We start from the raw sequence: 21516 nt of genomic DNA, 5'->3' as shown, positions 1-21516 counted from the left end.
GGCTACCGTCGGCTTTCGGGGCGGTCGCCGGTTCGCCGGCTGCGGCTGATCATCCAGAACGCCGAGCCCGCGACGACAACCGTTGCCAGCACGCCGAGGACACCTGCCAGTCCCCCGGTGCCGTCGCGACCACCGATCGCGTAGTCGGCCAGCGGTGATGCGGCCAGGGTGTGTTCGTCGGCGTGCTGGGCGATGCACTCGCCGCGCAGCTCCTCGCCGTCCGCGGTCTCGATGACCTCACACCCGCGCAACGTCGCCGAGTCCAGGCCGTCCGGGCTGGAGCTGGCGAAGTACGACACCACGCCGGCGATCAGCAGCGTGACGACCGCGAACCCGACCCAGAACCGCCATCGCGAGCTCATGCCGGCACCTCCGCGCGCGTCCGGCGAAGCAGATAGACCAGGTCGGGACGCGCACGCGCGACGGCCATCACGGTCACCGCGGTGATCAGGCCCTCACCGACCCCGATCAGGGTGTGGGTGCCCAGCATGTAGGCGCTCACCGCGCCCAGCGACGTCGACGTCGTACCGCCGATCGCGTATTCGACGATGAAACCCATTGCCGCACAGACGGTGCCGACCAGCGCGGCGATGAACGCGACGACGCCGAGGCCGGCCGTTGGCACCTCCGCGCGCCTGCGGGCAAGCGTGTACAGGGCCACCGCCGTCGCATACCCCGCCGCGACGCCGATGACCGCCATGTTGGCGATGTTCATGCCCAGCGCGGTCACCCCGCCGTCGGCGAACAACAGGGACTGCACCACCAACACGATCGCGATGCACAGCGCCCCGGTGTACGGGCCGACCAGGATGGCGGCCAGCGCACCGCCCAGCAGGTGGCCGCTGACCCCGGGCAGGATCGGGAAGTTGATCATCTGCACCGCGAAGATGAACGCGGCGACGAGGCCGGCCAGCGGGACCGTGCGCTCGTCGAGTTCGTTGCGTGCCTTCACGGCGCTGAGCCCGACGGCGGCCACCGCGATGACGCCGAAGATCAGCGAGGTCGGGGCGTCGACGATGCCGTCGCTCATGTGCATGGCGACGTTGTGGACAGTCACCCGTCTGAGCCTAGAACCGCCGCCTATATATGTCTAGCTGAACAGATGTTCATCTGAACGTGCGCCGGGGCAGCGCCACCGCGACGGCCTGGCTCACCGCCCTACCGTCGTCGAGGGGGCCAGCTCGCAGATCCGCACCCCGTCGTGGAAGTGCTCCCGCTCTCGGTCGGCCGCCTCCAGGGGCAAGCCGTGTCTTGCCCACTCCCCCGACACCGGTCAGCGTCACCATGGCGCCGTCGTGGATCGCCGCGCAGACACGCGCCACCTCCGCCTGCCGACCGACGAAACTGCTTGCGCGACGAGGAACTTCGGGGGCGGGTGCCACCGCGGGCGGTGACCGTCTTTCCGGGAGGACGGGTTCGCCCGGATCACCGTCGAGGATCCGTTGGTGTACGGCGCGAAGCGACGGGCTCGGCACCACCCAGCTGCTCGACGAGCCGTTCACGCATGACGCGGTAGGTGTCCAACGCATCGGCCTGTCGCCCGCTGCGGTACTGGGCCAGCATCAACTGCCCGGCCATCCGTTCGTCGAGCGGATGCTCCTCCAACGCGGTGGTCAGCTCCGCAAGCGCTTCAGCGTGCCTGCCGGCGTTCAAAGCGGCATCGTTGCGGTCCAGCATCACCGAAAGACGATCCATTTCGAGGGCTTCCCGCACGCCGTTGGCCCACGGCGCGTCGATGAGCTCGAACGGTGTGCCCCGCCACAGGTCCAGGGCCTGATCGAAAAGTGCGGTCGCTTCAACGGGATTCGCGCATGTCCTTGCGGCCGAAACGAGGTGGTGGAACCGATGCAGGTCGATCGACAGCGGATCGGTCCTCAGCAGGTATCCGGCGGGCCCACGGACGATCTCGACGTCGTCGCTGACGAACAACCGCCGCAATCGGGATATGTAGGCCGCCAATGCGTTACGCGCCTTGTACGGGCGCTCCTCGGCCCATATGCGGTCGATGAGCTGTTCCGGTGAGACGGGCCGGTTGACGTCGACGAGCAGGCAGACGAGCACGCAGCGCTGGCGGGCGTGACCGACCTCGACGGGCCGCCCGTCCACGAACGCCCCGACCTCGCCGAGGATCCGAAACTCCGTCGTCATCGCAGTACAGCGTCCAACACAAAGCCGTTGCGCGCCCGGCAAATCACCAGAGACGACCGCCGGGCGCGCAACCGCTCACTTTCTAGCCGTCCGCACCGTTTCCGCCGTTGGTGCCGTTCTTGCTCGTCGGGTTTCCGTTTCCGGTGCCTCCGGTGCCGCCCGTTCCGCCGGGAGCGCCTGCGCCGCCGTCGCCGCCGGTGCCTCCGGTGCCGCCGCGCGCGCCCGCTCCGCCGAGCCCGCCGTTGCCGAACAACCCGCCAAGTCCGCCGTCCCCGCCGCGCTGGCCGTACTCACCGTTGCCGCCGTTGCCTCCGTTGCCGAACAGCAACCCGCCCCGGCCCCCGTTCTGTCCCGGTCCGCCGTCGGCGCCGTTGCCGATCAGCAGACCAGCGTTCTCACCGGGTTCGTCGCCATCGCCGACGAGCACACCGACCATCGCGCTGATCGGGTCGCCGCCGGGCGCAAGGCCGGTGACGGTGGCCGGGGCGGCCGCGGCTTCGCGTGCACCGGCGGCGGTTTGCGCGGAAGTGTGCGCCGGGGTGGCGAACACCAGCGAGACATGGCCGGCAACCCGGGCCCGTCGCGAAGGCTCGCCGGCGGCGCGGAAAGAAGCGAACGTTTTGGCCCCGCCAGGCTCGCCGAATGCCGGCGCCGACGGCACAGACACGACCGGCGGCAACGGAATTCGCGCGGCAGCAGGTGCCGGCAGGGGCCGCTGTGTCATCCGCGGTGTGGATACCACCGCGGCGGAGTTGACCGTTGTCTTCACCCGCAGTGCGGGTGCCTCTTCGACTGTCGGCGCGAGCGCGGACACTCCCAGTGCGACCGCGAGTACCCCGACCCGTCCCATGTGTTTGGCCATCGCCATCTCCAACCGTCGTGCCGGCCGCAGCCCGGCATTGTCAACTGATGGCCAAACCGTGATCGGCAGGCGTTCAGCGCCGCTGAAGAGCCGATGAAATGCCCAGGTCAGATAGACAATCGCGAGGTCGGGGATGCGTGCGGACGGCCCTCAGCCGTGCCGGGCGCCGATCCAGTGCAGCAGGTCGTGCACGATCTCGTCTTCGAGCCGGTAGCTCACCGAGCGTCCGATCCGCGTCGAGCCCACCCAACCCTGCTGGCGCAGCACGCGCAGCGCCTGCGACACGGCGTTCTCCGACCTGCCGAGCGCGGCGGCGAGGTCTCCCACGCAGATCCCCGGCGCGCGATGCAGGGTCAGCAGGATCTCCAACCGGTTGGGGTCCGACAGCAGGTCGAAACGTTGAGTCCACACGGCGGAGTCGACGTCGGCCAGTGCCGACGCCGCGCGTTCCACCAGTGACTGGTCACTCTGCGTTTCCACTGCCACCAATCTAATCCAGCAGGCGCGATGGGCGCTGCATCGACGCAGAACGCGGCGGTGGCGCGCGAGGGCGCGAGCGTGCGCGAACTCCCGGTAGATCCCGGCGTGTCGGGGTGCAGACACGCACGCTCGCGGGAAAAGGGGCTTACAGCGGGGTCACGTAGTGGCCGCTGATGCCGCCGTCGACCAGGAACGTCGAGGCGGTGATGAACGACGCGTCGTCACTGGCCAAAAACGCCACCGCGGCGGCGATCTCGTCGGGTTCGGCGAACCGGCCGACCGGCACGTGCACCAGGCGTCGGGCCGCGCGCTCCGGGTCCTTGGCGAACAGCTCCCGCAGCAGCGGGGTGTTCACCGGCCCGGGGCACAGCGCGTTGACCCGAATGCCTTGGCGCGCATACTGCACACCGAGTTCGCGCGACAGGGCCAGTACGCCGCCCTTGGACGCGGTGTAGGAGATCTGCGAGGTCGCCGACCCCATCACCGCGACGAACGAGGCGGTGTTGATGATCGAGCCGCGCCGGTTCGGGACCATATGGCGCAGAGCCGCCCTGCAGCACAGGAACACCGATTTGAGGTTGACGTCCTGCACGCGTTGCCAGGCGTCCAGTCCGGTGTCTTCGATGAGGTCGTCTTCGGGCGGGCTGATGCCGGCGTTGTTGAACGCGATGTCGACCGTGCCGAAGCTGTCGGCCGCGGTGTCGAACAGCGCATCGACGGCGGCTTCGTCGGAAACGTCGACGGGCACAAACGTTCCGCCCACTTCGTCGGCGGCCTTTTTACCGGTGGTGGCGTCGATGTCGCCGACGACGATCGTCGCGCCCTCGGCGCGTATGCGCTTGGCGGCGGCCAGGCCGATACCGCTGGCCCCGCCGGTGATGACCGCCACCCGGCCGGCCAGTCGCTGGCTGAGATCCATCTACGCCTCCTCGACCGCGAAGAACACGTTCTTGGTCTCGGTGAACGACAGCGGGGCGTCGGGGCCCAGCTCACGCCCGAGCCCGGACTGCTTGAACCCACCGAACGGGGTGTTGTGGCGCACCGACGAATGCGAATTCACCGACAGGTTTCCGGATTCCACGGCTCTGGAGATCCGCACCGCACGGGAGAGGTTGTCGGTCCAGATCGACCCGGACAGCCCGTAGGGGGTGTCGTTGGCCAGCGCGATCGCGTCGGCCTCATCGTCGAACGGCAGCACCGTGACGACCGGGCCGAAGATCTCCTCGCGGACGGTACGGTCGGTGCGCTTCGGCGTCAACACCGTGGGCGGGAACCAAAAGCCGGGTCCCGACGGGGCATGGCCGCGGAACGCGACGGGCGCGTCGTCGGGCACGAACGACGCGACGGAATGCAGGTGCGCCTTGGACACCAGCGGCCCCATCTCGGTGTCCGCGGCGCGGGGGTCACCGACCACCACGCCCTTGACCGCGGGCTCCAGCAATTCCATGAACCGGTCATAAACGGTGCGTTGCACCAGGATTCGGCTACGCGCACAGCAGTCCTGGCCGGCGTTGTCGAACACCCCGTAGGGCGCGGTGGCCGCCGCCTTCTCCAGATCGCAGTCGTCGAACACGATGTTGGCGCTTTTTCCGCCCAGCTCCAGGGTGACGCGCTTGACCTGCGCGGCGGCGCCGGCCATCACGCGAGTGCCGACCTCGGTCGAGCCGGTGAACACGATCTTGCGCACGTCGGGGTGGGTGACGAAGCGCTCGCCCACCACCGAACCCTTGCCGGGCAGCACACACAGCAGGTCGGCGGGCAACCCGGCCTCCACCGCGAGTTCGCCGAGCCGGATCGTGGTCAGCGGGGTCCATTCGGCGGGCTTGACGAGCACGGCGTTGCCCGCGGCCAGCGCGGGGGCCAAGGCCCACGATGCGATCGGCATCGGGAAGTTCCACGGGGTGATGACGCCGACGACGCCCAGCGGCTCGTGGAACGTGACGTCGAGGCCACCGGCCACCGGAATCTGCCTGCCCGACAGGCGCTCCGGGCCGGCGGCGTAGTAGTGCAGCACGTCGCGCACGTGACCGGCCTCCCATTCGGCGTTGCCGATCGGGTGCCCGGAGTTGGCCACCTCCAGCGCGGCCAGCTCGTCGGCATGCGCGTCGACCGCCTCGGCGAACGCGCGCAGCGCGGCGGCCCGTTCGGCGGGAGCCAGCCGCGCCCACGTGCGCTGCGCCGCCTTCGCGCGCCCGACCGCGTCGTCGACGCCTGCCTCGTCGGTCTGCTCGACGGTGTCCAGCACCTCTTCGGTGGCAGGGTTGATGACCTTCGACGCCGTCATGCGTTGAGCCTTTCGGTCGCGTAACCGGCCGCCGCCTGCACCACGGCCGCGAACAACCGCAGGTCGTCGAGCCGCTCCTCGGGATGCCACTGCACCGCCACCACCCACGCCTGCGGGTGCGTCGCCCGATCGAGCTCGACGGCCTCGATGACACCGTCGGCGTCCTGTGCGCTGACGACCAGTCCCTCGCCGAGCCGGTCGATGGCCTGGTGGTGATAGCACTGGGCGTCCGATGACTCGCCGATCAGCGCGGCCAGCCGAGAGCCGGGCACGGTCCGCACCGTCGACGTGGAGAACACCGCATTGCCCTGCTGATGGTGGGTGTGGCCGACCACGTCGGGCAGATGCTGGTGCAGGGTGCCGCCCAGCGCGACGTTGAGCACCTGCGCGCCGCGGCAGATGCCCAGCAGCGGCATACCGCGCCGCACGGCGCCGCGGACCAGCGCGAACTCCATGGCGTCGCGCATCCGGTTGTCGGCGGCGTCCTCGTCGGTGGCGGGATGGCGCGGCTGGCCGTAGCTCTCGGGCATGACGTCTCGACCGCCCGTGATGATCAGCCCGTCGAGCCCGTCGAGCAGCCGCTCGGCGATGTCGTCGTCGACGGGTTGGGGCGGCAGCAGCGTCGCGATGCCGCCTGCCCGGGTGACGCCTTCGAGGTAGATCGCCGGAAGGAAGCTGGCCCGCACGTCCCAGACGCCGGTCTGGGCCTGCTGAAGGTAGGTGGTCAACCCGAGGACGGGTCGTAGCCTTTGCCTGCGTGCTTCGCGTGGGCCCCCGCGAGCAGACGTCAACTCCCCCATTTCGGCCGGATTCTGGGGGGTTTCGCGTTCCCCAGCTGACGCGTGGGCCCAGCTCGCCGGATAACTAAAGCCGTTCAAAGCCGCGCATCCTCTCCCAGTCGGTGACTGCGGCGTTGAACGCCTCCAGTTCCACCCGGGCGTTGTTGACGTAGTGCTCGACGACGTCGTCGCCGAACGCCGCGCGGGCCAGCTCGGACTTGCCGAACAGCTCGGCGGCCTCGGCCAGCGTCGTCGGCAGCCGTTCGGCGCTGCCGGCATAGGCGTTGCCCTGCACCGGATCCGGGAGTTCCAGTTCGCGTTCCATGCCGTACAGGCCGGCCGCGATCAGCGCGGCCACCGCCAGGTACTGGTTCACGTCGCCGCCGGGGGTGCGGTTCTCCATCCGCATGCCGTGTCCGTGGCCGACGACGCGCAGCGCACACGTGCGGTTGTCGATGCCCCAGGCGATCGCTGTCGGCGCGAAGCTGCCGTCGACAAACCGTTTGTAGGAGTTGATGTTCGGCGCGAACATCAGCGTCAGCTCGCGCATCGTGGCCAGCTGGCCGGCGATGAAGCTGCGGAACATCGGTGACATGCCGAGCCGGTCGTCGGGGTCGGCGAACACCGGCGACCCCTGTGTGTCGCGCAGCGAGATGTGGATGTGGCAGCTGTTGCCTTCGCGGCTGTCGAACTTCGCCATGAACGTCAGGCTCTTTCCGTGCTGATCGGCGATCTCCTTGGCGCCGTTGCGGTAGATCGTGTGGTTGTCACAGGTCACCCGCGCATGGTCGTAGCGGAACGCGATCTCCTGCTGACCGCGGTTGCATTCGCCCTTGACGCCCTCGCAGTACATGCCGGCGCCGGTCATGCCGAGCCGGATGTCGCGCAGCAGCGGCTCCATGCGCGTCGACGCCAGCATCGCGTAGTCGACGTTGTAGTCGGAGGCCGGTGTCAGCCCCCGGTACCCCTTGGCCCACGCCTCGCGGAACCCGTCGTCGAACACCATGAACTCGAGCTCGGTGCCGACGTAGGGCACCAGGCCCTGCTCGGCCAGCCGGTCGATCTGGCGGTTGAGCACGCTGCGCGGTGCGGCCGCCACCAGGCTGCCGTCGTGCCAGCACAAATCGGCGATCACCAACGCGGTGCCGGGCAGCCACGGGATGCGCCGCAGCGTCGAGAAGTCCGGTTTCATCACCATGTCGCCGTAGCCGGTGTTCCAGCTCGACATGTTGTAGCCGTCCACGGTGTTCATGTCGACGTCGACGGCCATCAGGTAGTTGCAGCATTCCGCGCCGTGCTCGGCGACCTCTTCGACGAACAGCCGTCCCGACACCCGCTTCCCGGTCAGCCGACCCTGCATATCGCAGAACCCGACGATCACCGTGTCGATGTCGCCGGCGGCCACCAGCTGTTCGAGGTCCGCCCGCGACAACATCCCCGTGGTGATCCCCGTGGTGGTGCTCATCGGCGGCCTCCTGACCCTCCACTGGAGCGATGACGGGCAGTCACCATTGAGTCTGCCAACAACCTGGCTTCTTGCCCAAAGGGACAAACGGGCGGAAAAGTGCGAGTGAATTGCGCCATTACGTCGATCTGGACGCGCCCTTCGCCACACTCGAGCACCGCCGGGAGGTTCAGACCCGCGTCCAAACGGGTAGGGTCGAATACGTGTGCGGAGCCACCGGCGAGGTACGTCTCGACGGCCAGATACCCGACATCGCCGCCGTCTCGGCCATGGCCCAGGCGATGGCGCCCCGGGGTCCAGACGCGGCGGGGGCGTGGTCCCAAGGAAGGGTGGCGCTCGGCCATCGCCGCCTGAAGATCATCGACCTGTCGGCGGCCGGCGGTCAGCCCATGGTCGACGCCGAGCTGGGCCTCGCGATCGCCTGGAACGGCTGCATCTACAACTACAAGCAGCTGCGCCGCGAGCTCAGCGAGCACGGCTACCGGTTCTTCTCGCACAGCGACACCGAGGTGCTGCTCAAGGCCTACCACCACTGGGGTGACCGGTTCGTCGAGCGCTTGCACGGCATGTTCGCGTTCGCGATCGTCGAACGCGACGGCGACCGGGTGCTGCTGGGCCGCGACCGGCTGGGCATCAAACCGCTGTACCTGACCGAGAACTCGACACGGATCCGCTTCGCGTCGTCGCTGCCCGCGCTGCTGGCCGGTGGCGATGTCGACACCCGGATCGACCCCGTCGCGCTGCACCACTACCTGTCCTTCCACTCCGTGGTGCCGCCGCCGCGCACGATCCTGCGCGGGGTGACCAAGGTTCCGCCCGCCTCACTGATCGCGATCGAACCCGACGGCAACGGCGGCGCCAAGAAGACCACGAAGACGTACTGGGCGCCCGATTTCAGCCGTCGCAGCGACAGGGCCGACTTGTCCGAACGTGACTGGGAGGACGCCGTTTTGGAGTCGCTGCGCATCGCGGTGGACCGGCGTCTGGTGGCCGACGTCCCGGTCGGGTGCCTGTTGTCGGGCGGCGTGGACTCCAGCCTCATCGTCGGGTTGCTGGCCGAGGCCGGCCAACACGGGCTCAAGACGTTCTCCATCGGGTTCGAATCGGTCGGCGGGGTCAAGGGCGACGAATTCCGTTACTCCGACGTCGTCGCCAAACGCTTCGACACCGACCATCACCAGATCCGCATCGACACCGCCCGGATGCTGCCCGCGCTCGACGGCGCGATCGGCGCGATGAGCGAGCCGATGGTCAGCCACGACTGCGTGGCGTTCTATCTGCTGAGCCAGGAGGTCGCCAAGCATGTGAAGGTCGTGCAGTCCGGGCAGGGCGCCGACGAGGTGTTCGCCGGGTACCACTGGTATCCGCCGATGGGCGAGCCCGAGGCCGCGCCGCTGCAGGGCTCGGTGGACAGCTACCGCAAGGCGTTCTTCGACCGCGACGCCAGCGGGGCGGCCGCCTTGGTGACGCCGGCCTTTCTCGCCGAGGGCGATCCCAGCGGGGAGTTCGTCACCCAGCACTTCGCCCGCGAGGGCGCCGAGACCGGCATCGACAGGGCGCTGCGGCTCGACACGACGGTGATGCTGGTCGACGACCCGGTCAAGCGCGTCGACAACATGACGATGGCGTGGGGGCTGGAGGGCCGGGTGCCGTTCCTGGATCACGAACTCGTCGAGCTCGCCGCCGGCTGCCCACCCGAGCTCAAGGTCGCGCACGGCGGCAAGGGCGTGCTCAAGCAGGCCGCCCGGCGGGTGATTCCCGCCGAGGTCATCGACCGTCCCAAGGGTTACTTCCCGGTGCCCGCGCTGACCCATCTCGAGGGGCCGTACCTGGATCTGATCCGCGACGCCCTGTACGCACCGGCCGCCAAGGAGCGTGGCCTGTTCCGGCCCGAAGCCGTCGACCGGTTGCTCGCCGACCCCAACGGGCGGCTGACCCCGCTGCGCGGCAACGAACTGTGGCAGATCGCGCTGCTGGAACTGTGGCTGCAGAAACACGGCATCAACGGGGCCGCGGCATGACGGCGCATCCGTCCGAGGACCACACCGAAGCCATCACGCTCGGCCTGCACGATGCCTCGCCGCAACACCTGGTCGACGCGATGGCCGACGACGTCGTACTCGAAATGGGTTGGGGCCGATTGGTTTTCGGGCAGACCTTCGCCGACCCCGAAAAGCTCGCGGAGGTGCTGCGTCAGGAAGGCCCCGGCAGGCGCGACATCTGCATCTACGCGCGCGAGCCGCACGTGCTCATCGCCAAGGCTCCCGCTGAGCTGTTCATCGACCCCAGCCACACGTACCGGTTGCGCTTCACCGAGGCCGAACCGCCCGAACCCGTCACCAACGGGTTCAGCCTGCGCGGGCTGGAGAGCCCCGCGGACGCCGACGAGATGAACCGCGTCTACGTGCAGTGCGGCATGGTGCCCGCGCGCGTCGACGTCATCTGGAACAACCACCTGCAGCACCGCGCGGTCGACTATCTCCTCGCCGTGCGGGACGACGACGGGTCGGTGGTCGGCACGGTCACCGGCGTCGACCACAAGCTGTTGTTCTCCGACCCGGAGGACGGCTCGAGCCTGTGGACGCTGGCGGTCGACCCGACCTCCAGCCTTCCCGGCGTCGGCGCCGCGCTGACCGGCGCCCTGGCCAAGCTGTACCGCGACCGCGGCCGCGCCTACATGGACCTGTCGGTGGCCCACGACAACCTCGCCGCGATCTCGCTGTACGAGAAGCTGGGCTTCGAACGGGTGCCCGTCATGGCGGTGAAACGCAAGAACGCGATCAACGAACCGCTGTTCACCCACCCGCCGGAGACCGTCGACGACCTAAACCCCTACGCGCGCATCATCGCCGACGAGGCGATGCGGCGCGGGATCTGGGTGGAGGTGCTCGACGCCGAGGCCGGTGAGATGCGGCTGTCACACGGTGGACGCACGGTTATCACGCGAGAGTCGTTGTCGGAGTTCACGTCTGCGGTAGCGATGGCGCGATGTGACGACAAGCGGCTCACCCGGCGCATCGTCTCCGACGCCGGGATCGCCGTTGCGCGGGGACGGCTGGCCACCTTCGACGAACACGACCACGCGTTCCTCGAGGAGGTCGGCGACGTCGTGGTCAAGCCCACCCGCGGTGAGCAGGGCAAGGGCATCACGGTCGGCATCGACACCCCCGAAGAGCTGGAAGCCGCGCTGGCGCGCGCCCGCGAACAGCATCCCGAGGTGCTCATCGAACAGCGGGCGCCCGGTGACGATCTGCGGCTGGTGGTCATCGATGGCAAGGTGGTGGCCGCCGCGCTGCGCATGCCCGCCGAAATCCTCGGCACCGGCCATCACACCATCCGCGAACTGATCGAGGCGCAGAGCCGGCGCCGCGCCGCTGCGACCGGCGGTGAGTCCCGCGTCCCCATCGACGACGTCACCGAGGCGACGGTGCGCGAAGCCGGGTGGTCGTTCGGCGACGTCCTGCCCGAGGGCTACCGGCTGCGGGTCCGCCGGACCGCCAACCTGCACCAGGGCGGCACCATCCACGACGTGACGGCCAAGGTTCACCCGCATCTGTGCGAGGTCGCGGTCAAAGCCGCCGACGCGATCGGCATCCCGGTCACCGGTATCGATCTGATCGTGCCCGACGTGACCAAACCGGATTACGTGTTCATCGAGGCCAATGAACGGCCCGGCCTGGCCAACCACGAGCCGCAGCCCACCGCAAAGGCTTTCGTCGACTTCCTGTTCCCGGGCAGTCCGGCGCTACCGTCGGCGTGGACGCCCGAGGAGTCCCCGACGCACTGAGGGCTACCAGGTGCTGGAGCGCATCACGATCTCGGCGGCCAACTGCGCGGTCGAGTCCTCCGCGTTGCGCCGGCGCAGCAGGTCGACCATTCGGTAGTCGCCGTACACGTAGCGCTGGCTGGCTTTGGCGACCGCCCGCGCGGGTGACGAGCTGACCAGCGCGGTGGTGTTGAGCTCCACCGGCGGGCAGTGCTCGTCGCGTACCACCCCGGACACGTCCGCGACGCGGGGGTGGCCGCGGTCGATCACGACCAACCCGATGAACCGGTCCAGTCGGGTGGCGGCAAGCTCCCACGCCAACTCGGCGCCGACGCGATCCCCCACCAACAGCGCCCACTTCACCTCGAGCGCGTCGAGGATGCCGATCACCGACTTGGCCGTCAGCCGCGGGTCCGCGCCGACGGTGATCGTCCGCAGCGACGCGGTGTGCAACCGCTGACACACCGCCGCGTATGTCGCCGGCGCGTGGTGCGCGGCGCACAACAGCAGGACGACCGAGCCCTTGTCGGGCCCGGCGACCTCGACGGGCACGCTGAACCCGTCGACGGTGACCATGGAGGACGGCACTGGGCCACGCTAGCGCGGGTCGCCCGGCGGCGGGTGGGTTTTGACACGAGCGACGGCCGCCTTCATGATGCCGACTCGATGCGCTCGGCCTGTTGGGCCGTGAGGTCCAGAAAAGTCTGCGGCAGCGAACCTTTGACCGCGACGGTGGGGTTCGGGGTGGGAAAGGCGACGCCGAAAACCGCCATCGAGCCGACGTTTTCGAAGGAGAAGTAGGCGGTGTTGTCGGTGTCGCCCAACCGCATCGTCTGTTGATACACCAGGGCGTGCTCACGCGGTGTCGCCAGCCGGGTGGTGGTGATCGGGATGCCGGGAGACGATGGGTCGAAGAACGTCTCGAAGTGGGCGCACCGATCGGCGGTCGCGGCCAACCGGTCCAGGTCCAGGGCCCAGGTGAGCACCGTGATGACCATCCGGGCGCCGTCGTAGCCGACGAGGTACTCCGCGGTCGGGCCGCGCTCACCGGAGTCGGCGATCACGCGGGTGAGACCGTCGGAGCAGCCGGGCGGTTTGGACACCATGGCCGGCGCGGTGAGGCCGCCCTCGGGCTCGCCGGCTCCGTCGCTGGTGCGCTCGTACTGCACGCCGGCCGGCAGATCATCGGCGGTGAGCAGGACTTCGTCCAGCCGAGCCCCGGGCCAGGTCGCGGTGCCCGCGATCTGGTGCGTGCACCCGGCCAGCATCGCGACGAGCAGCGCCGCCGCGGCACAGCGCCGCCTCACGGTGTCAGCCCCGTCGTGATCGTCGGCCGCCGCGGCGGGCCGCTGTCGAGCAGGTTCAGCACCGCGTCGACGTCGAGATGGGCGGCCAGCAGGTCGGCCATCACGTCGAGCTGGCCGTCGCGACGCGCGGGGACGTCGACGTCGTCGGCGACCACGAAACCGGTCCGGCCCGCGGCCGCGGCCACCTCCGAAAGCCATTGCCGCCGAACCTCGTTGTTGTCCAGCAGCCCGTGCCAGTGGGTGCCGAACACCGTCGCATGCCGCACGCCGACGCGGGTTTCGCCGGCCACCCAGTCGTCGTCGGCGCAGCGCGTGAGTTGGCCGTGGTGGATCTCGTAGCCGTGCAGCGGCGAATCGTGGTGGCGCAGGGTCTTGTCGGCGGCGAACTCGATGTCGGCGTCGAGCAACCCCAGCCCGCTGGTCGCACCCGCCCAGGACTCCACTGCGTCGTCGATGCGCCGACACAGCATCTGAAAGCCGCCACACACCCCGAGCACGGGTTTACCGGCGTCGACGTGCGCACAGATGCGCTGGGCCAGCCCGCGTCTGCGCAGCCAATCCAGGTCGGTGACGGTGGCCTTGCTGCCCGGGATCACGACGACGTCGGCGTCGGCCAGCTCGGCGGGATCGGCGACCCAGCGCACCAGCACGCCGGGTTCGCACGCCAGCGCCTCGACGTCGGTGGTGTTGGAGATGCGCGGCAACCGGATCGCGGCCACCCGCAGCCACTGGGAGCCGTGCGGCGGCTGCGGATCTCCGAGCACCTGTTGCGCGAGCACGGAGACGGAGTCCTCGGTGTCCAGCCACAGCCCGTCGGCATAGGGTATGACGCCGTAGGTCGGCCGACCGGTCAACTGCTGCAACTGATCCAGGCCCGGCGCCAGCAGCGACGGGTCACCGCGGAACTTGTTGACCACGAACCCGGCGATGAGCCGCTGGTCCTCGGCGTCGAGCACCGCGACCGTGCCGTACAGGTGGGCCAGCAGCCCGCCGCGGTCGATGTCCCCCACCACGATGACCGGCAGGTTCGCCGCTCGGGCCAGCCCCATATTGGCCAGATCGGTTGCCCGCAAGTTGATCTCGGCTGGTGAGCCCGCGCCTTCACAGATGACGGCGTCGAATTCGCTTTGCAGCCGGTGCAATTCGTCGGTGACGACGGCCGCGAGGCGTTCCCTGTGGGTGAAGTAGTCCTTGGCGCGCACGGTGTCGGTCACCTGGCCCCGCACCACCAGTTGCGAGGTGCGGTCGCTGCCGGGCTTGAGCAGGATCGGGTTGAACCGGGTGTGCGGGGCCAGACCGGCGGCGCGCGCCTGCACGGCCTGGGCCCGCCCGATCTCGCCGCCGTCCACGGTGACGGCCGAGTTGTTGGACATGTTCTGCGCCTTGAACGGCGCCACCCGGATCCCCTTGCGCGACAGCAACCGGCACAGGCCCGCGACCACCATCGACTTGCCGGCGTCGGATGTGGTGCCGGCGACGAGCAGCGCGCGGCTCATGTCCCCGGGGCGAGCCGGGCCCGCGCGGCTCATGTCCCCGGGGCGAGCCGGGCCCGCGCGAGCAGACGTGAAATCCCCCGAATTGGGGGGCTTGAGGGGGTTTTCGCGTCTGTTCGCGGGAAGGCGGTCACAGCTCGGTGAGGATTTCGGCGCCGTCGTCGGTGACCACGAGGGTGTGTTCGAACTGCGCGGTCCACTTCTTGTCCTTGTTGGCCACGGTCCAGTCGTCGTCCCAGATCTCATAGTCCAGCCCGCCGAGGTTGATCATCGGTTCGATGGTGAACGTCATCCCGGGCTCCAGCACGGTCTCCACGGCCGGCTGATCGTAGTGCAGCACCACCAGCCCGTTGTGGAAGGTGGTGCCGATGCCGTGCCCGGTGAAGTCGCGAACCACGTTGTAGCCGAACCGGTTTGCGTACGACTCGATGACCCGGCCGACGATCGACAGCTGCCGTCCCGGTTTGACGGCCTTGATCGCGCGCATCGTGGCCTCGCGGGTGCGTTCGACCAGCAGCCGGTGCTCCTCGGAGACGTTGCCGGCCAGGAAGGTGGCGTTGGTGTCACCGTGCACCCCGTGGATGTAGGCGGTGACGTCGATGTTGACGATGTCACCGTCCTCGATGACGGTCGAGTCCGGGATGCCGTGGCAGATGATCTCGTTGAGCGACGTGCAACACGACTTCGGGTAGCCCTTGTAGCCGAGCGTCGACGGGTAGGCGCCGTGATCGACCATGTACTCGTGGGCGATGCGGTCCAGTTCGTCGGTGGTGACCCCCGGCTCGACGGCCTTGCCCGCCTCGGCAAGCGCGCCGGCGGCGATCCGGCCGGCGATACGCATCTTCTCGATCACCTCGGGCGTCTGCACCCACGGTTCGCTGCCCTCCCGCACCGTCGGTTTGCCCACGTACTCCGGGCGGGCGATGTGCTTGGGCACCGGACGTGGCGGTGACACCACGCCGGGGCGAAGGGCGGTGCGAACAGGCATGACGCCAGAATAGTCGGCCCGTCGGGCTAGATTCGGTGGCGATGACGATCGACGAGGTAGACGACGAGTTCACGGCCAGGTTCGCCGAGCGCTTCGCCGACGCCTGGCGCAAGCCCGACCTGGCCAAACACGAGGCGTTGTGGAGCGACGACATCGTGTTGCGCCAGCCGATGATGGGCACCCTGCACGGCAAGCAGGCCTGCCTGGAGTCGTTTCAGCGGCTGTTCGCGCTGGTGCCCGATCTGCACGCCGACGTGCACCGGGTCGGGCACGGCAGCCACGAGGTGTTCATCGAGTTCACGTTGAGCGGAACCTACGGCGGCAAGCCGATCTCCTGGGATGCCGTCGACCGGTTCACCTTCACCGGCGGCCTGATCGCCGAACGGGTTTCGTACTTCGACTCGGCGCCGTTGATCGGCAAGCTGGTCGGGCGCCCGGCCGGCTGGGACCGGTTGGTGCGCATCGGTTCGCAGCTGTTTCGGCGCTAGCGGTCGAACGGGCCGAACCGCCACGGTTTGCGCGGCCCGCGGATGTCCACCGAACCGCACACCACCTTGCCGGTGAGCACGACGTGCGGCCTGCCCTCGGCGGGTGCGTCCTTACGGTGGTCATGGGCGCTGCCGACGACCACCTCGACGTCGTCGATCGACGCGCTGGCACCGAGGGGCAGCCGCATGTCCAGCCCGCCGAACTTGAGGTCGAGCTCGATGACGATCATCGGGCCGGCGAAGCGGGCCCTGGTCAGGTCGAGATCGATGGAGCCCATCCGGCGGTGCAGCGCCAGCCGGGTCGGCACGGTCCACTCACCCTGGCGCTTGAGCGAGCCGAGCACCCCGCGCAGCTCCACCCGGTCGGCGGCCGAGGTGACGATCGCCCCTGGGCCGGGCAGGTCGTCGACCAGCGCGTCGAGGTCTGAGTGCAGCCGCGCCCGCGACACCGCCGCCGAGCGCTCCTCGAACTCGTCGATGTCGATCAGGCCCAGCGCGACGGCGTTGTGCAGCCGCCGCAACGTGCCGTTGCGGTCGGCGTCGGACACCCGCATGTAGGCGTGGTCATCGATCCCTGTCATAGCCCTGTCGACAGGCTACTCAGGCTTGATAGTGCGGCGGCAGCGCGTCGAGCATCCCTTTGAGCATCCGCACCGCGTACTCCGATGACCCGCCGCCGACGATCAGCGCCGCGAACGCCAGGTCGCCGCGGTAACCGGCGAACCAGGAATGCGATCCGCCGGCGAACTCGGCCTCCCCGGTCTTGCCGCGGACGTCGCCGGCGCCCTGCAGGTCTTCTGCGGTGCCGTTGGTCACGACCAGGCGCATCATCGGCCGCAGGCCGTCGAGGATTTTGTCGCCGATCGGCTCCAGCTCGCCGTGGACGACGGTCTGGCGGCCCTGGATCAGTTGCGGCACAGGGGTTTTGCCTGCTGCGACGGTGGCCGCGGCCAGCGCCATCCCGAACGGGCTGGCCAGCACCTTGCCCTGGCCGAAGCCGTCCTCGGTGCGTTCGGCCAGGTTCACCGTGGGCGGCACCGAGCCCGTAACGGTGGTCAGCCCCGCGACCTCGAAGTCGGCGCCGATGCCGTATTTGGCGGCCGCCTTCGTCAACCCGCGCGGCGGCATCCGGCTGGCCAGCTCGGCGAACGTCGTGTTGCACGAACTGGCGAACGCCCGCGACATCGGCACGGTGCCCAGGTCGAAGCCGCCGTAGTTGGGGACGGTGCGATGCCCGATGTCCATGGTTCCCGGGCACGGCAGCAGCGTGTTGGGCGTGGCCATGTCGCGTTCGATGGCCGCGCCCGCGGTGACCATCTTGAAGGTCGATCCCGGTGGATAGAGGCCGGTGGTGGCGATCAGCCCCTCGGCGTCGGCGGCCGCGTTCTGCGCCACCGCGAGGATTTCACCGGTCGACGGCTTGATCGCCACGATCATCGCCTGCTTGCCGGTGGTGTTGACGGACTGCTGCGCGGCGTTCTGCACCGCCCGGTCGATGCTGATCCTGATCGACGGCGCGGGTTCGCCGGGCACCTCGTGGAGCACGTCGACGTCGACGCCGTTCTGGTTGACCGTCACCACGCGCCAGCCCGGTTGCCCATCGAGGTCGTCGACCACCGCGTTCTTGACCTGGTCGATGATGGCCGGCGCGAAGGTCTCGTCGGTGGGCAACAACGCCGCCTGCGGGGTGATCACCACGCCGGGGCGTTTGCCGATGGCGCCCGACACCCGGTCGTGATCGGCCTGGCTCAAGATGATCAGGTGCAGAGGCTTTTTCGCCGAGCTGGCCAGTTCGGCGAGCCGCTGCGGGTCCATGGTGTGGTCGAACGGCCGCAGCGCGTCGGCGACGGCGCGTGCGGTCGGCATCAACGCCTCTCCAGCCGCCTTGGCGTCCAACGAGTAGCTGTAGCGATAGCCCGGCACCAGCACCTCGCTGCCGCCGCGCTCGATGACCTTTGCGCGCGGCGGCTGGTCGGCGCGCAGCGTGAAGGTCTGGTTCTCGCCGAGCGACGGGTGCAGCCCGGTCGCGCTCCAGCGCACCTTCCAGCTGCCTTCGTCGCGGACCATGTTGAGCCGGCCGTCGTAGGTCCAGGTCCGGTCCTTTGGCAGGTGCCAGGTGTAGCGGTAGGTGACGCTGCCGGTGTCCTCGGTGTACTTGGAGCCCAGGATCAGCGCGTCCAGGTGGGTGGCCTGCAGCCCGGCCCACGCTTGGTTGAGCGCTTGGCGCGCGTCGGCGGGGCGGTCGCTGAACTGCGCGGCGGCCTCGGTGTCGCCGGTCGAGAGCGCGGCGAAGAACTTCTCGGCGGTCGGTTCGGGCCCGCTCGGTCTCGGGGTGCACGCGCTGAGGCCGACGACCAGCGCCGCAACCGCCAGCAGACCCGCGACTCGTGATGCTGAAGTTGCCATTGGGGCAGATGTTACGAAGCTGAGACCTAAAACTCCGGTAGGCGCACCGGCGCTTTACGCCGAGCTTTACGCCGAAAGCGACGAACGGGCGGGAAAGTGCGAGTGGAATTCGCCAATGCGTCGGTCTCGGCGCAGAGGTCCGCGAAATCTACACCAGGGTCGTGATTCTTCTGCGAGCACGACCTTGGTGTAGAAATCGCGAGCGCAGAGACGCCCAGCCGGATGGGGCTAGCCGCGCCGCCGGAGCCGACGCCCGCTTCGGGGCAATCCAGGACGACGCGCGCTATGACCCCGCGGCCGGGGCGCGAACCACCAGCGGCACAGCCGGGAAGTAGGCGGCCATCTCCGAGCGCGACTTGCGCAGCGCGGCGGTGCCGTAACCCCGTTTACGAAAGTCGGGGTGAATCCAGATTCGCACGTTGACCTCGCCGGCCACCAGATCGCCGAAGACCATGCCGACCTTCTGCGTGCCGTGCACGGCCACCAGCCAGGCCGCCTCTTCGGCGTCGACGCGCCCCAGCCCGGACCGGATCTCGTCGTCGAGGTCCCCGGCGGGTGCTCGCGACCCGTCCCCCGCCTCCTGCACGTCGGCGGTGCGGGCCGCGAAGACGTCGCGGTCCTCGTCGGGCCGAAACGGCCGCAGCACCAGGGTGTCCACCGGGCGGACCGGCTCACCCATGGTGAAGCTGAGCTGATTGTTGAGATCTTCGAGTTCGGCGGCGATGCGGCGGCGCGCGACCTTGGTGAGCCGGTCGAACGACAGCCTCAGCACCGCCTCGGCGGCCATGGCCGACGTGTCGAGGTGCGCCGCGATCGCCTCGATGGCCGCGTCGTAGTCCTCGGCCTCGACGACGACATCGAGCAGTTCATGACGGTGTTCGAGCGCACGCATCAGCGCGTCGGCGATCTCCCTGCGCGCCACCCTCGGGTCATCGTCGGTCATGGGCTGAGCGTAACGAGCGGCCGGCGCCGTCAGTCGAGCAGAACCGTCGCGAACGTGCCGACTTCGGTGAAGCCGATGCGCGCATACGTCGCGCGGGCAACGGTGTTGAAGCTGTTGACGTACAGGCTCGCGATGCGCCCGCTGCGCACGATGGCCGACGCCAGGGTCGCGGTGCCCGCCGTGCCCAACCCGCGGCCCCGGTAGTCGGGGTGCACCCACACGCCCTGGATCTGCCCGACGGACGGTGACTGCGAACCGATTTCGGCCTTGAACACCACCTGGCCCCGCTCGAATCGCGCCCACGCCCGGCCCGCCGCGATCAACCCGGCCACCCGGCGCCGGTAGCCGCGCCCGCCGTCGCCGATCCGCGGGTCGATGCCGACCTCACCGATGAACATGTCGATGGCGGCCACCAGGTAGGCGTCGAGTTCGTCAGCACGCACCGGGCGCACGGCCGGATCGGTGGCGCACCGCGGCGACGAGCTCAATGCCAGCAGCGGCTGGTTCTCACGCACGTCGCGGGCGGCACCCCACGCACCCTCCAGTCGCTGCCACATCGGCAGCACCAGCTCGGCGCGACCAACCAGCGACGAACACCGCCGCGCCGTGCTCATCGCTTTGTCGGCGAACGCCTCCAGGTCGGCGGCCTGACCGCGCAGCGGGATGAGGTTCGCCCCGGCGAAACACAGGGATTCGCTCACCGTGCGCCGGGTCCACAGTTCCCCGCCGATCGCCGACGGTTCGACGCCGTGTTCGGCGACCCGGGAGGTGACCATGCAGGAGCCGACCGGGTCCTCCTCGAGCACCCGCATCACCGTGCCGACGTCGCGCACCACCGACACCCGTCGCTCATCGGCGAGACGGAAAAGCGGCGGAGCCGACATGGAGACTCTTTCTAACCAATCCCGGCGGTGGGTGGCTGCGCTGGCGAAGCCACGTCTCAGCTTACGGTGACAATCGGCGAACCGCTGGCAGATGTTTCGCCGTCGCCCTCGCCGCGCTCGGCGGCCAGCCGCATCGCCTCCTCGATCAGGGTCTCGACGATCTGCGCCTCGGGCACCGTCTTGATCACCTCGCCCTTGACGAAGATCTGGCCCTTGCCGTTGCCGGACGCCACACCGAGGTCGGCCTCCCGGGCCTCGCCGGGCCCGTTGACGACGCAGCCCATCACCGCGACGCGCAGCGGCACGTCAAGGCCGTCAAGGCCCGCGGTCACCTCGTTGGCCAGCGTGTAGACGTCGACCTGCGCGCGCCCACACGACGGGCACGACACGATCTCCAGCGAGCGTGGCCGCAGGTTCAGCGATTCGAGGATCTGGTTGCCGACCTTGACCTCTTCGGCGGGCGGCGCGGAAAGCGAAACCCGGATCGTGTCACCGATCCCCCGCGAGAGCAGCGCACCGAACGCCACCGCGGACTTGATCGTGCCCTGGAACGCCGGGCCCGCCTCGGTCACCCCGAGGTGCAGCGGATAGTCGCACTTCGCGGCCAGCTGCTCGTAGGCCTCGACCATGACGACGGGGTCGTTGTGCTTGACGCTGATCTTGATGTCGCCGAAGCCGTGCTCCTCGAACAGCGAGGCCTCCCACAGCGCGGAGTCGACCAGCGCCTCCGGCGTGGCCTTGCCGTACTTCTGCAGAAACCTCTTGTCCAGCGATCCGGCGTTGACGCCGATGCGGATCGGGACGCCGGCGTCCCCGGCGGCCTTGGCGACCTCCTTGACCCGGCCGTCGAACTCCTTGATGTTGCCCGGGTTCACCCGCACGGCAGCGCATCCGGCGTCGATCGCGGCGAAGATGTATTTGGGCTGGAAGTGGATGTCGGCGATCACCGGGATCTGGCTGTGTTTGGCGATTTCGGACAGCGCGTCGGCGTCTTCCTGCCGCGGGCAGGCCACCCTGACGATGTCACAACCGGTCGCGGTCAACTCGGCGATCTGCTGCAAGGTCGCGTTGACGTCGTGGGTCTTGGTCGTCGTCATCGACTGCACGGCGATCGGGTGATCGCTGCCGATCCCGACGTCGCCGACCATCAGCTGACGCGTTTTGCGCCGCGGCGCCAACGTGGGCGCCGGGGGTGCGGGCATGCCGAGCCCGACAGTCATCGA

Annotated in this window: 21 protein-coding genes; 3 read left to right on the top strand and 18 right to left on the bottom strand. The window is 69.2% G+C overall.

All coding sequences use genetic code 11. The annotated features are described in order from the left end of the window. Nucleotides 1-2: 2 nt before the first annotated feature. From MELE44368_RS04880 to MELE44368_RS04840, 9 genes are all read right to left on the bottom strand, one after another. Nucleotides 3-362 carry a PDGLE domain-containing protein gene (locus MELE44368_RS04880; protein WP_128107457.1) on the bottom strand — a complete coding sequence of 120 codons (360 nt, stop codon included), beginning with the start codon at nt 360-362 and terminating at the stop codon, nt 3-5. Beyond that, nucleotides 359-1057 carry an energy-coupling factor ABC transporter permease gene (locus MELE44368_RS04875; protein ID WP_241566483.1) on the bottom strand — a complete coding sequence of 233 codons (699 nt, stop codon included), beginning with the start codon at nt 1055-1057 and terminating at the stop codon, nt 359-361. Before MELE44368_RS04875 ends, MELE44368_RS04880 begins: the two co-directional genes overlap by 4 nt. A gap of 368 nt (nt 1058-1425) precedes the next feature. Further along, nucleotides 1426-2148, bottom strand: a complete 723-nt coding sequence (locus MELE44368_RS04870) for an AfsR/SARP family transcriptional regulator (RefSeq protein ID WP_241566482.1) — start codon at nt 2146-2148, stop codon at nt 1426-1428. A gap of 82 nt (nt 2149-2230) precedes the next feature. After that, nucleotides 2231-3010, bottom strand: a complete 780-nt coding sequence (locus tag MELE44368_RS27295; RefSeq protein WP_206613683.1) for a PGRS repeat-containing protein — start codon at nt 3008-3010, stop codon at nt 2231-2233. Nucleotides 3011-3160: 150 nt separating this feature from the next. Then, entirely contained in the window at nt 3161-3499 is a 339-nt protein-coding gene (locus MELE44368_RS04860; protein ID WP_128107456.1) for an ArsR/SmtB family transcription factor, read from the bottom strand. 136 nt (nt 3500-3635) lie between these two features. Then, nucleotides 3636-4409, bottom strand: a complete 774-nt coding sequence (locus MELE44368_RS04855; RefSeq protein ID WP_128107455.1) for a 3-oxoacyl-ACP reductase — start codon at nt 4407-4409, stop codon at nt 3636-3638. Further along, nucleotides 4410-5774, bottom strand: a complete 1365-nt coding sequence (locus MELE44368_RS04850) for an aldehyde dehydrogenase family protein (protein WP_128107454.1) — start codon at nt 5772-5774, stop codon at nt 4410-4412. Continuing rightward, on the bottom strand, nt 5771-6574 hold the full coding sequence (locus MELE44368_RS04845; RefSeq protein WP_128107453.1) for a gamma-glutamyl-gamma-aminobutyrate hydrolase family protein: 804 nt from the start codon (nt 6572-6574) through the stop codon (nt 5771-5773). The genes MELE44368_RS04850 and MELE44368_RS04845 overlap by 4 nt, the downstream gene beginning before the upstream one ends. A 64-nt stretch (nt 6575-6638) precedes the next feature. Then, a complete protein-coding gene (locus tag MELE44368_RS04840; RefSeq protein ID WP_128107452.1) occupies nt 6639-8018 on the bottom strand; it encodes a glutamine synthetase family protein in 1380 nt (459 codons plus the stop codon). A 203-nt stretch (nt 8019-8221) separates the two neighbouring features. Here MELE44368_RS04840 and MELE44368_RS04835 point away from each other — a divergent pair, with 203 nt between their 5' ends. Continuing rightward, the gene (locus MELE44368_RS04835) at nt 8222-10039 is read left to right on the top strand and encodes an N-acetylglutaminylglutamine amidotransferase (RefSeq protein ID WP_128107451.1); all 1818 of its coding nucleotides are present in this window, start codon (nt 8222-8224) and stop codon (nt 10037-10039) included. Next, on the top strand, nt 10036-11805 hold the full coding sequence (gene ngg / locus MELE44368_RS04830) for an N-acetylglutaminylglutamine synthetase (RefSeq protein ID WP_128107450.1): 1770 nt from the start codon (nt 10036-10038) through the stop codon (nt 11803-11805). The genes MELE44368_RS04835 and ngg overlap by 4 nt, the downstream gene beginning before the upstream one ends. A 3-nt stretch (nt 11806-11808) precedes the next feature. Here ngg and MELE44368_RS04825 read toward each other — a convergent pair whose 3' ends face one another. The 4 genes from MELE44368_RS04825 to map form a co-directional block, all read right to left on the bottom strand. Beyond that, a complete protein-coding gene (locus MELE44368_RS04825; RefSeq protein WP_276051015.1) occupies nt 11809-12360 on the bottom strand; it encodes an alpha/beta fold hydrolase in 552 nt (183 codons plus the stop codon). Nucleotides 12361-12434: 74 nt separating this feature from the next. Next, on the bottom strand, nt 12435-13091 hold the full coding sequence (locus MELE44368_RS04820) for a hypothetical protein (protein WP_164890027.1): 657 nt from the start codon (nt 13089-13091) through the stop codon (nt 12435-12437). Beyond that, nucleotides 13088-14587, bottom strand: coding sequence for a cobyric acid synthase (locus MELE44368_RS04815; RefSeq protein ID WP_128107448.1), 1500 nt, complete (start codon nt 14585-14587; stop codon nt 13088-13090). Before MELE44368_RS04815 ends, MELE44368_RS04820 begins: the two co-directional genes overlap by 4 nt. A 127-nt stretch (nt 14588-14714) precedes the next feature. After that, nucleotides 14715-15572: a type I methionyl aminopeptidase gene (gene map / locus MELE44368_RS04810; RefSeq protein ID WP_128107447.1), complete on the bottom strand. Its 858-nt coding sequence runs from the start codon at nt 15570-15572 to the stop codon at nt 14715-14717. 41 nt (nt 15573-15613) lie between these two features. On the opposite strand from map, the gene MELE44368_RS04805 reads away from it, so the two are divergent. After that, the gene (locus MELE44368_RS04805; RefSeq protein WP_128107446.1) at nt 15614-16060 is read left to right on the top strand and encodes a nuclear transport factor 2 family protein; all 447 of its coding nucleotides are present in this window, start codon (nt 15614-15616) and stop codon (nt 16058-16060) included. On the opposite strand, the gene MELE44368_RS04800 is transcribed toward MELE44368_RS04805, so the two are convergent. From MELE44368_RS04800 to ispG, 5 genes are all read right to left on the bottom strand, one after another. Then, nucleotides 16057-16641: a DUF1707 SHOCT-like domain-containing protein gene (locus MELE44368_RS04800; protein ID WP_083042525.1), complete on the bottom strand. Its 585-nt coding sequence runs from the start codon at nt 16639-16641 to the stop codon at nt 16057-16059. The two genes, MELE44368_RS04805 and MELE44368_RS04800, sit on opposite strands and share 4 nt — an antisense overlap. A gap of 19 nt (nt 16642-16660) precedes the next feature. Next, nucleotides 16661-18466, bottom strand: a complete 1806-nt coding sequence (locus MELE44368_RS04795; protein WP_128107445.1) for a penicillin-binding transpeptidase domain-containing protein — start codon at nt 18464-18466, stop codon at nt 16661-16663. 283 nt (nt 18467-18749) lie between these two features. Then, complete coding sequence (locus MELE44368_RS04790) at nt 18750-19409, bottom strand: GNAT family N-acetyltransferase (RefSeq protein ID WP_128107444.1); 660 nt, start codon at nt 19407-19409, stop codon at nt 18750-18752. Between the two features lie 29 nt (nt 19410-19438). Beyond that, a complete protein-coding gene (locus tag MELE44368_RS04785; protein ID WP_128107443.1) occupies nt 19439-20293 on the bottom strand; it encodes a GNAT family N-acetyltransferase in 855 nt (284 codons plus the stop codon). Between the two features lie 56 nt (nt 20294-20349). Continuing rightward, a complete protein-coding gene (gene ispG, locus MELE44368_RS04780; RefSeq protein WP_128107442.1) occupies nt 20350-21513 on the bottom strand; it encodes a flavodoxin-dependent (E)-4-hydroxy-3-methylbut-2-enyl-diphosphate synthase in 1164 nt (387 codons plus the stop codon). Nucleotides 21514-21516 lie beyond the last annotated feature (3 nt).

Origin of the sequence: Mycolicibacterium elephantis DSM 44368 (assembly GCF_004014805.1) — a bacterium.
Classification (GTDB): domain Bacteria; phylum Actinomycetota; class Actinomycetes; order Mycobacteriales; family Mycobacteriaceae; genus Mycobacterium; species Mycobacterium elephantis.
The sequence above is the reverse complement of the archived record's forward strand: the minus strand, read 5'-3'. Positions and strand labels throughout refer to the sequence as shown.

What these genes read in the sequence shown, in the direction of transcription:
- MELE44368_RS04880 (WP_128107457.1), bottom strand. Translation starts at nt 362, where the DNA reads ATGAGCTCGCGATGGCGGTTCTGGGTCGGGTTCGCGGTCGTCACGCTG.
- MELE44368_RS04870 (WP_241566482.1), bottom strand. Translation starts at nt 2,148, where the DNA reads ATGACGACGGAGTTTCGGATCCTCGGCGAGGTCGGGGCGTTCGTGGAC.
- MELE44368_RS27295 (WP_206613683.1), bottom strand. Translation starts at nt 3,010, where the DNA reads ATGGCCAAACACATGGGACGGGTCGGGGTACTCGCGGTCGCACTGGGA.
- MELE44368_RS04855 (WP_128107455.1), bottom strand. Translation starts at nt 4,409, where the DNA reads ATGGATCTCAGCCAGCGACTGGCCGGCCGGGTGGCGGTCATCACCGGC.
- MELE44368_RS04850 (WP_128107454.1), bottom strand. Translation starts at nt 5,774, where the DNA reads ATGACGGCGTCGAAGGTCATCAACCCTGCCACCGAAGAGGTGCTGGAC.
- MELE44368_RS04845 (WP_128107453.1), bottom strand. Translation starts at nt 6,574, where the DNA reads ATGGGGGAGTTGACGTCTGCTCGCGGGGGCCCACGCGAAGCACGCAGG.
- MELE44368_RS04840 (WP_128107452.1), bottom strand. Translation starts at nt 8,018, where the DNA reads ATGAGCACCACCACGGGGATCACCACGGGGATGTTGTCGCGGGCGGAC.
- ngg (WP_128107450.1), top strand. Translation starts at nt 10,036, where the DNA reads ATGACGGCGCATCCGTCCGAGGACCACACCGAAGCCATCACGCTCGGC.
- MELE44368_RS04825 (WP_276051015.1), bottom strand. Translation starts at nt 12,360, where the DNA reads ATGGTCACCGTCGACGGGTTCAGCGTGCCCGTCGAGGTCGCCGGGCCC.
- MELE44368_RS04815 (WP_128107448.1), bottom strand. Translation starts at nt 14,587, where the DNA reads ATGAGCCGCGCGCTGCTCGTCGCCGGCACCACATCCGACGCCGGCAAG.
- map (WP_128107447.1), bottom strand. Translation starts at nt 15,572, where the DNA reads ATGCCTGTTCGCACCGCCCTTCGCCCCGGCGTGGTGTCACCGCCACGT.
- MELE44368_RS04805 (WP_128107446.1), top strand. Translation starts at nt 15,614, where the DNA reads ATGACGATCGACGAGGTAGACGACGAGTTCACGGCCAGGTTCGCCGAG.
- MELE44368_RS04800 (WP_083042525.1), bottom strand. Translation starts at nt 16,641, where the DNA reads ATGACAGGGATCGATGACCACGCCTACATGCGGGTGTCCGACGCCGAC.
- MELE44368_RS04795 (WP_128107445.1), bottom strand. Translation starts at nt 18,466, where the DNA reads ATGGCAACTTCAGCATCACGAGTCGCGGGTCTGCTGGCGGTTGCGGCG.
- MELE44368_RS04790 (WP_128107444.1), bottom strand. Translation starts at nt 19,409, where the DNA reads ATGACCGACGATGACCCGAGGGTGGCGCGCAGGGAGATCGCCGACGCG.
- MELE44368_RS04785 (WP_128107443.1), bottom strand. Translation starts at nt 20,293, where the DNA reads ATGTCGGCTCCGCCGCTTTTCCGTCTCGCCGATGAGCGACGGGTGTCG.
- ispG (WP_128107442.1), bottom strand. Translation starts at nt 21,513, where the DNA reads ATGACTGTCGGGCTCGGCATGCCCGCACCCCCGGCGCCCACGTTGGCG.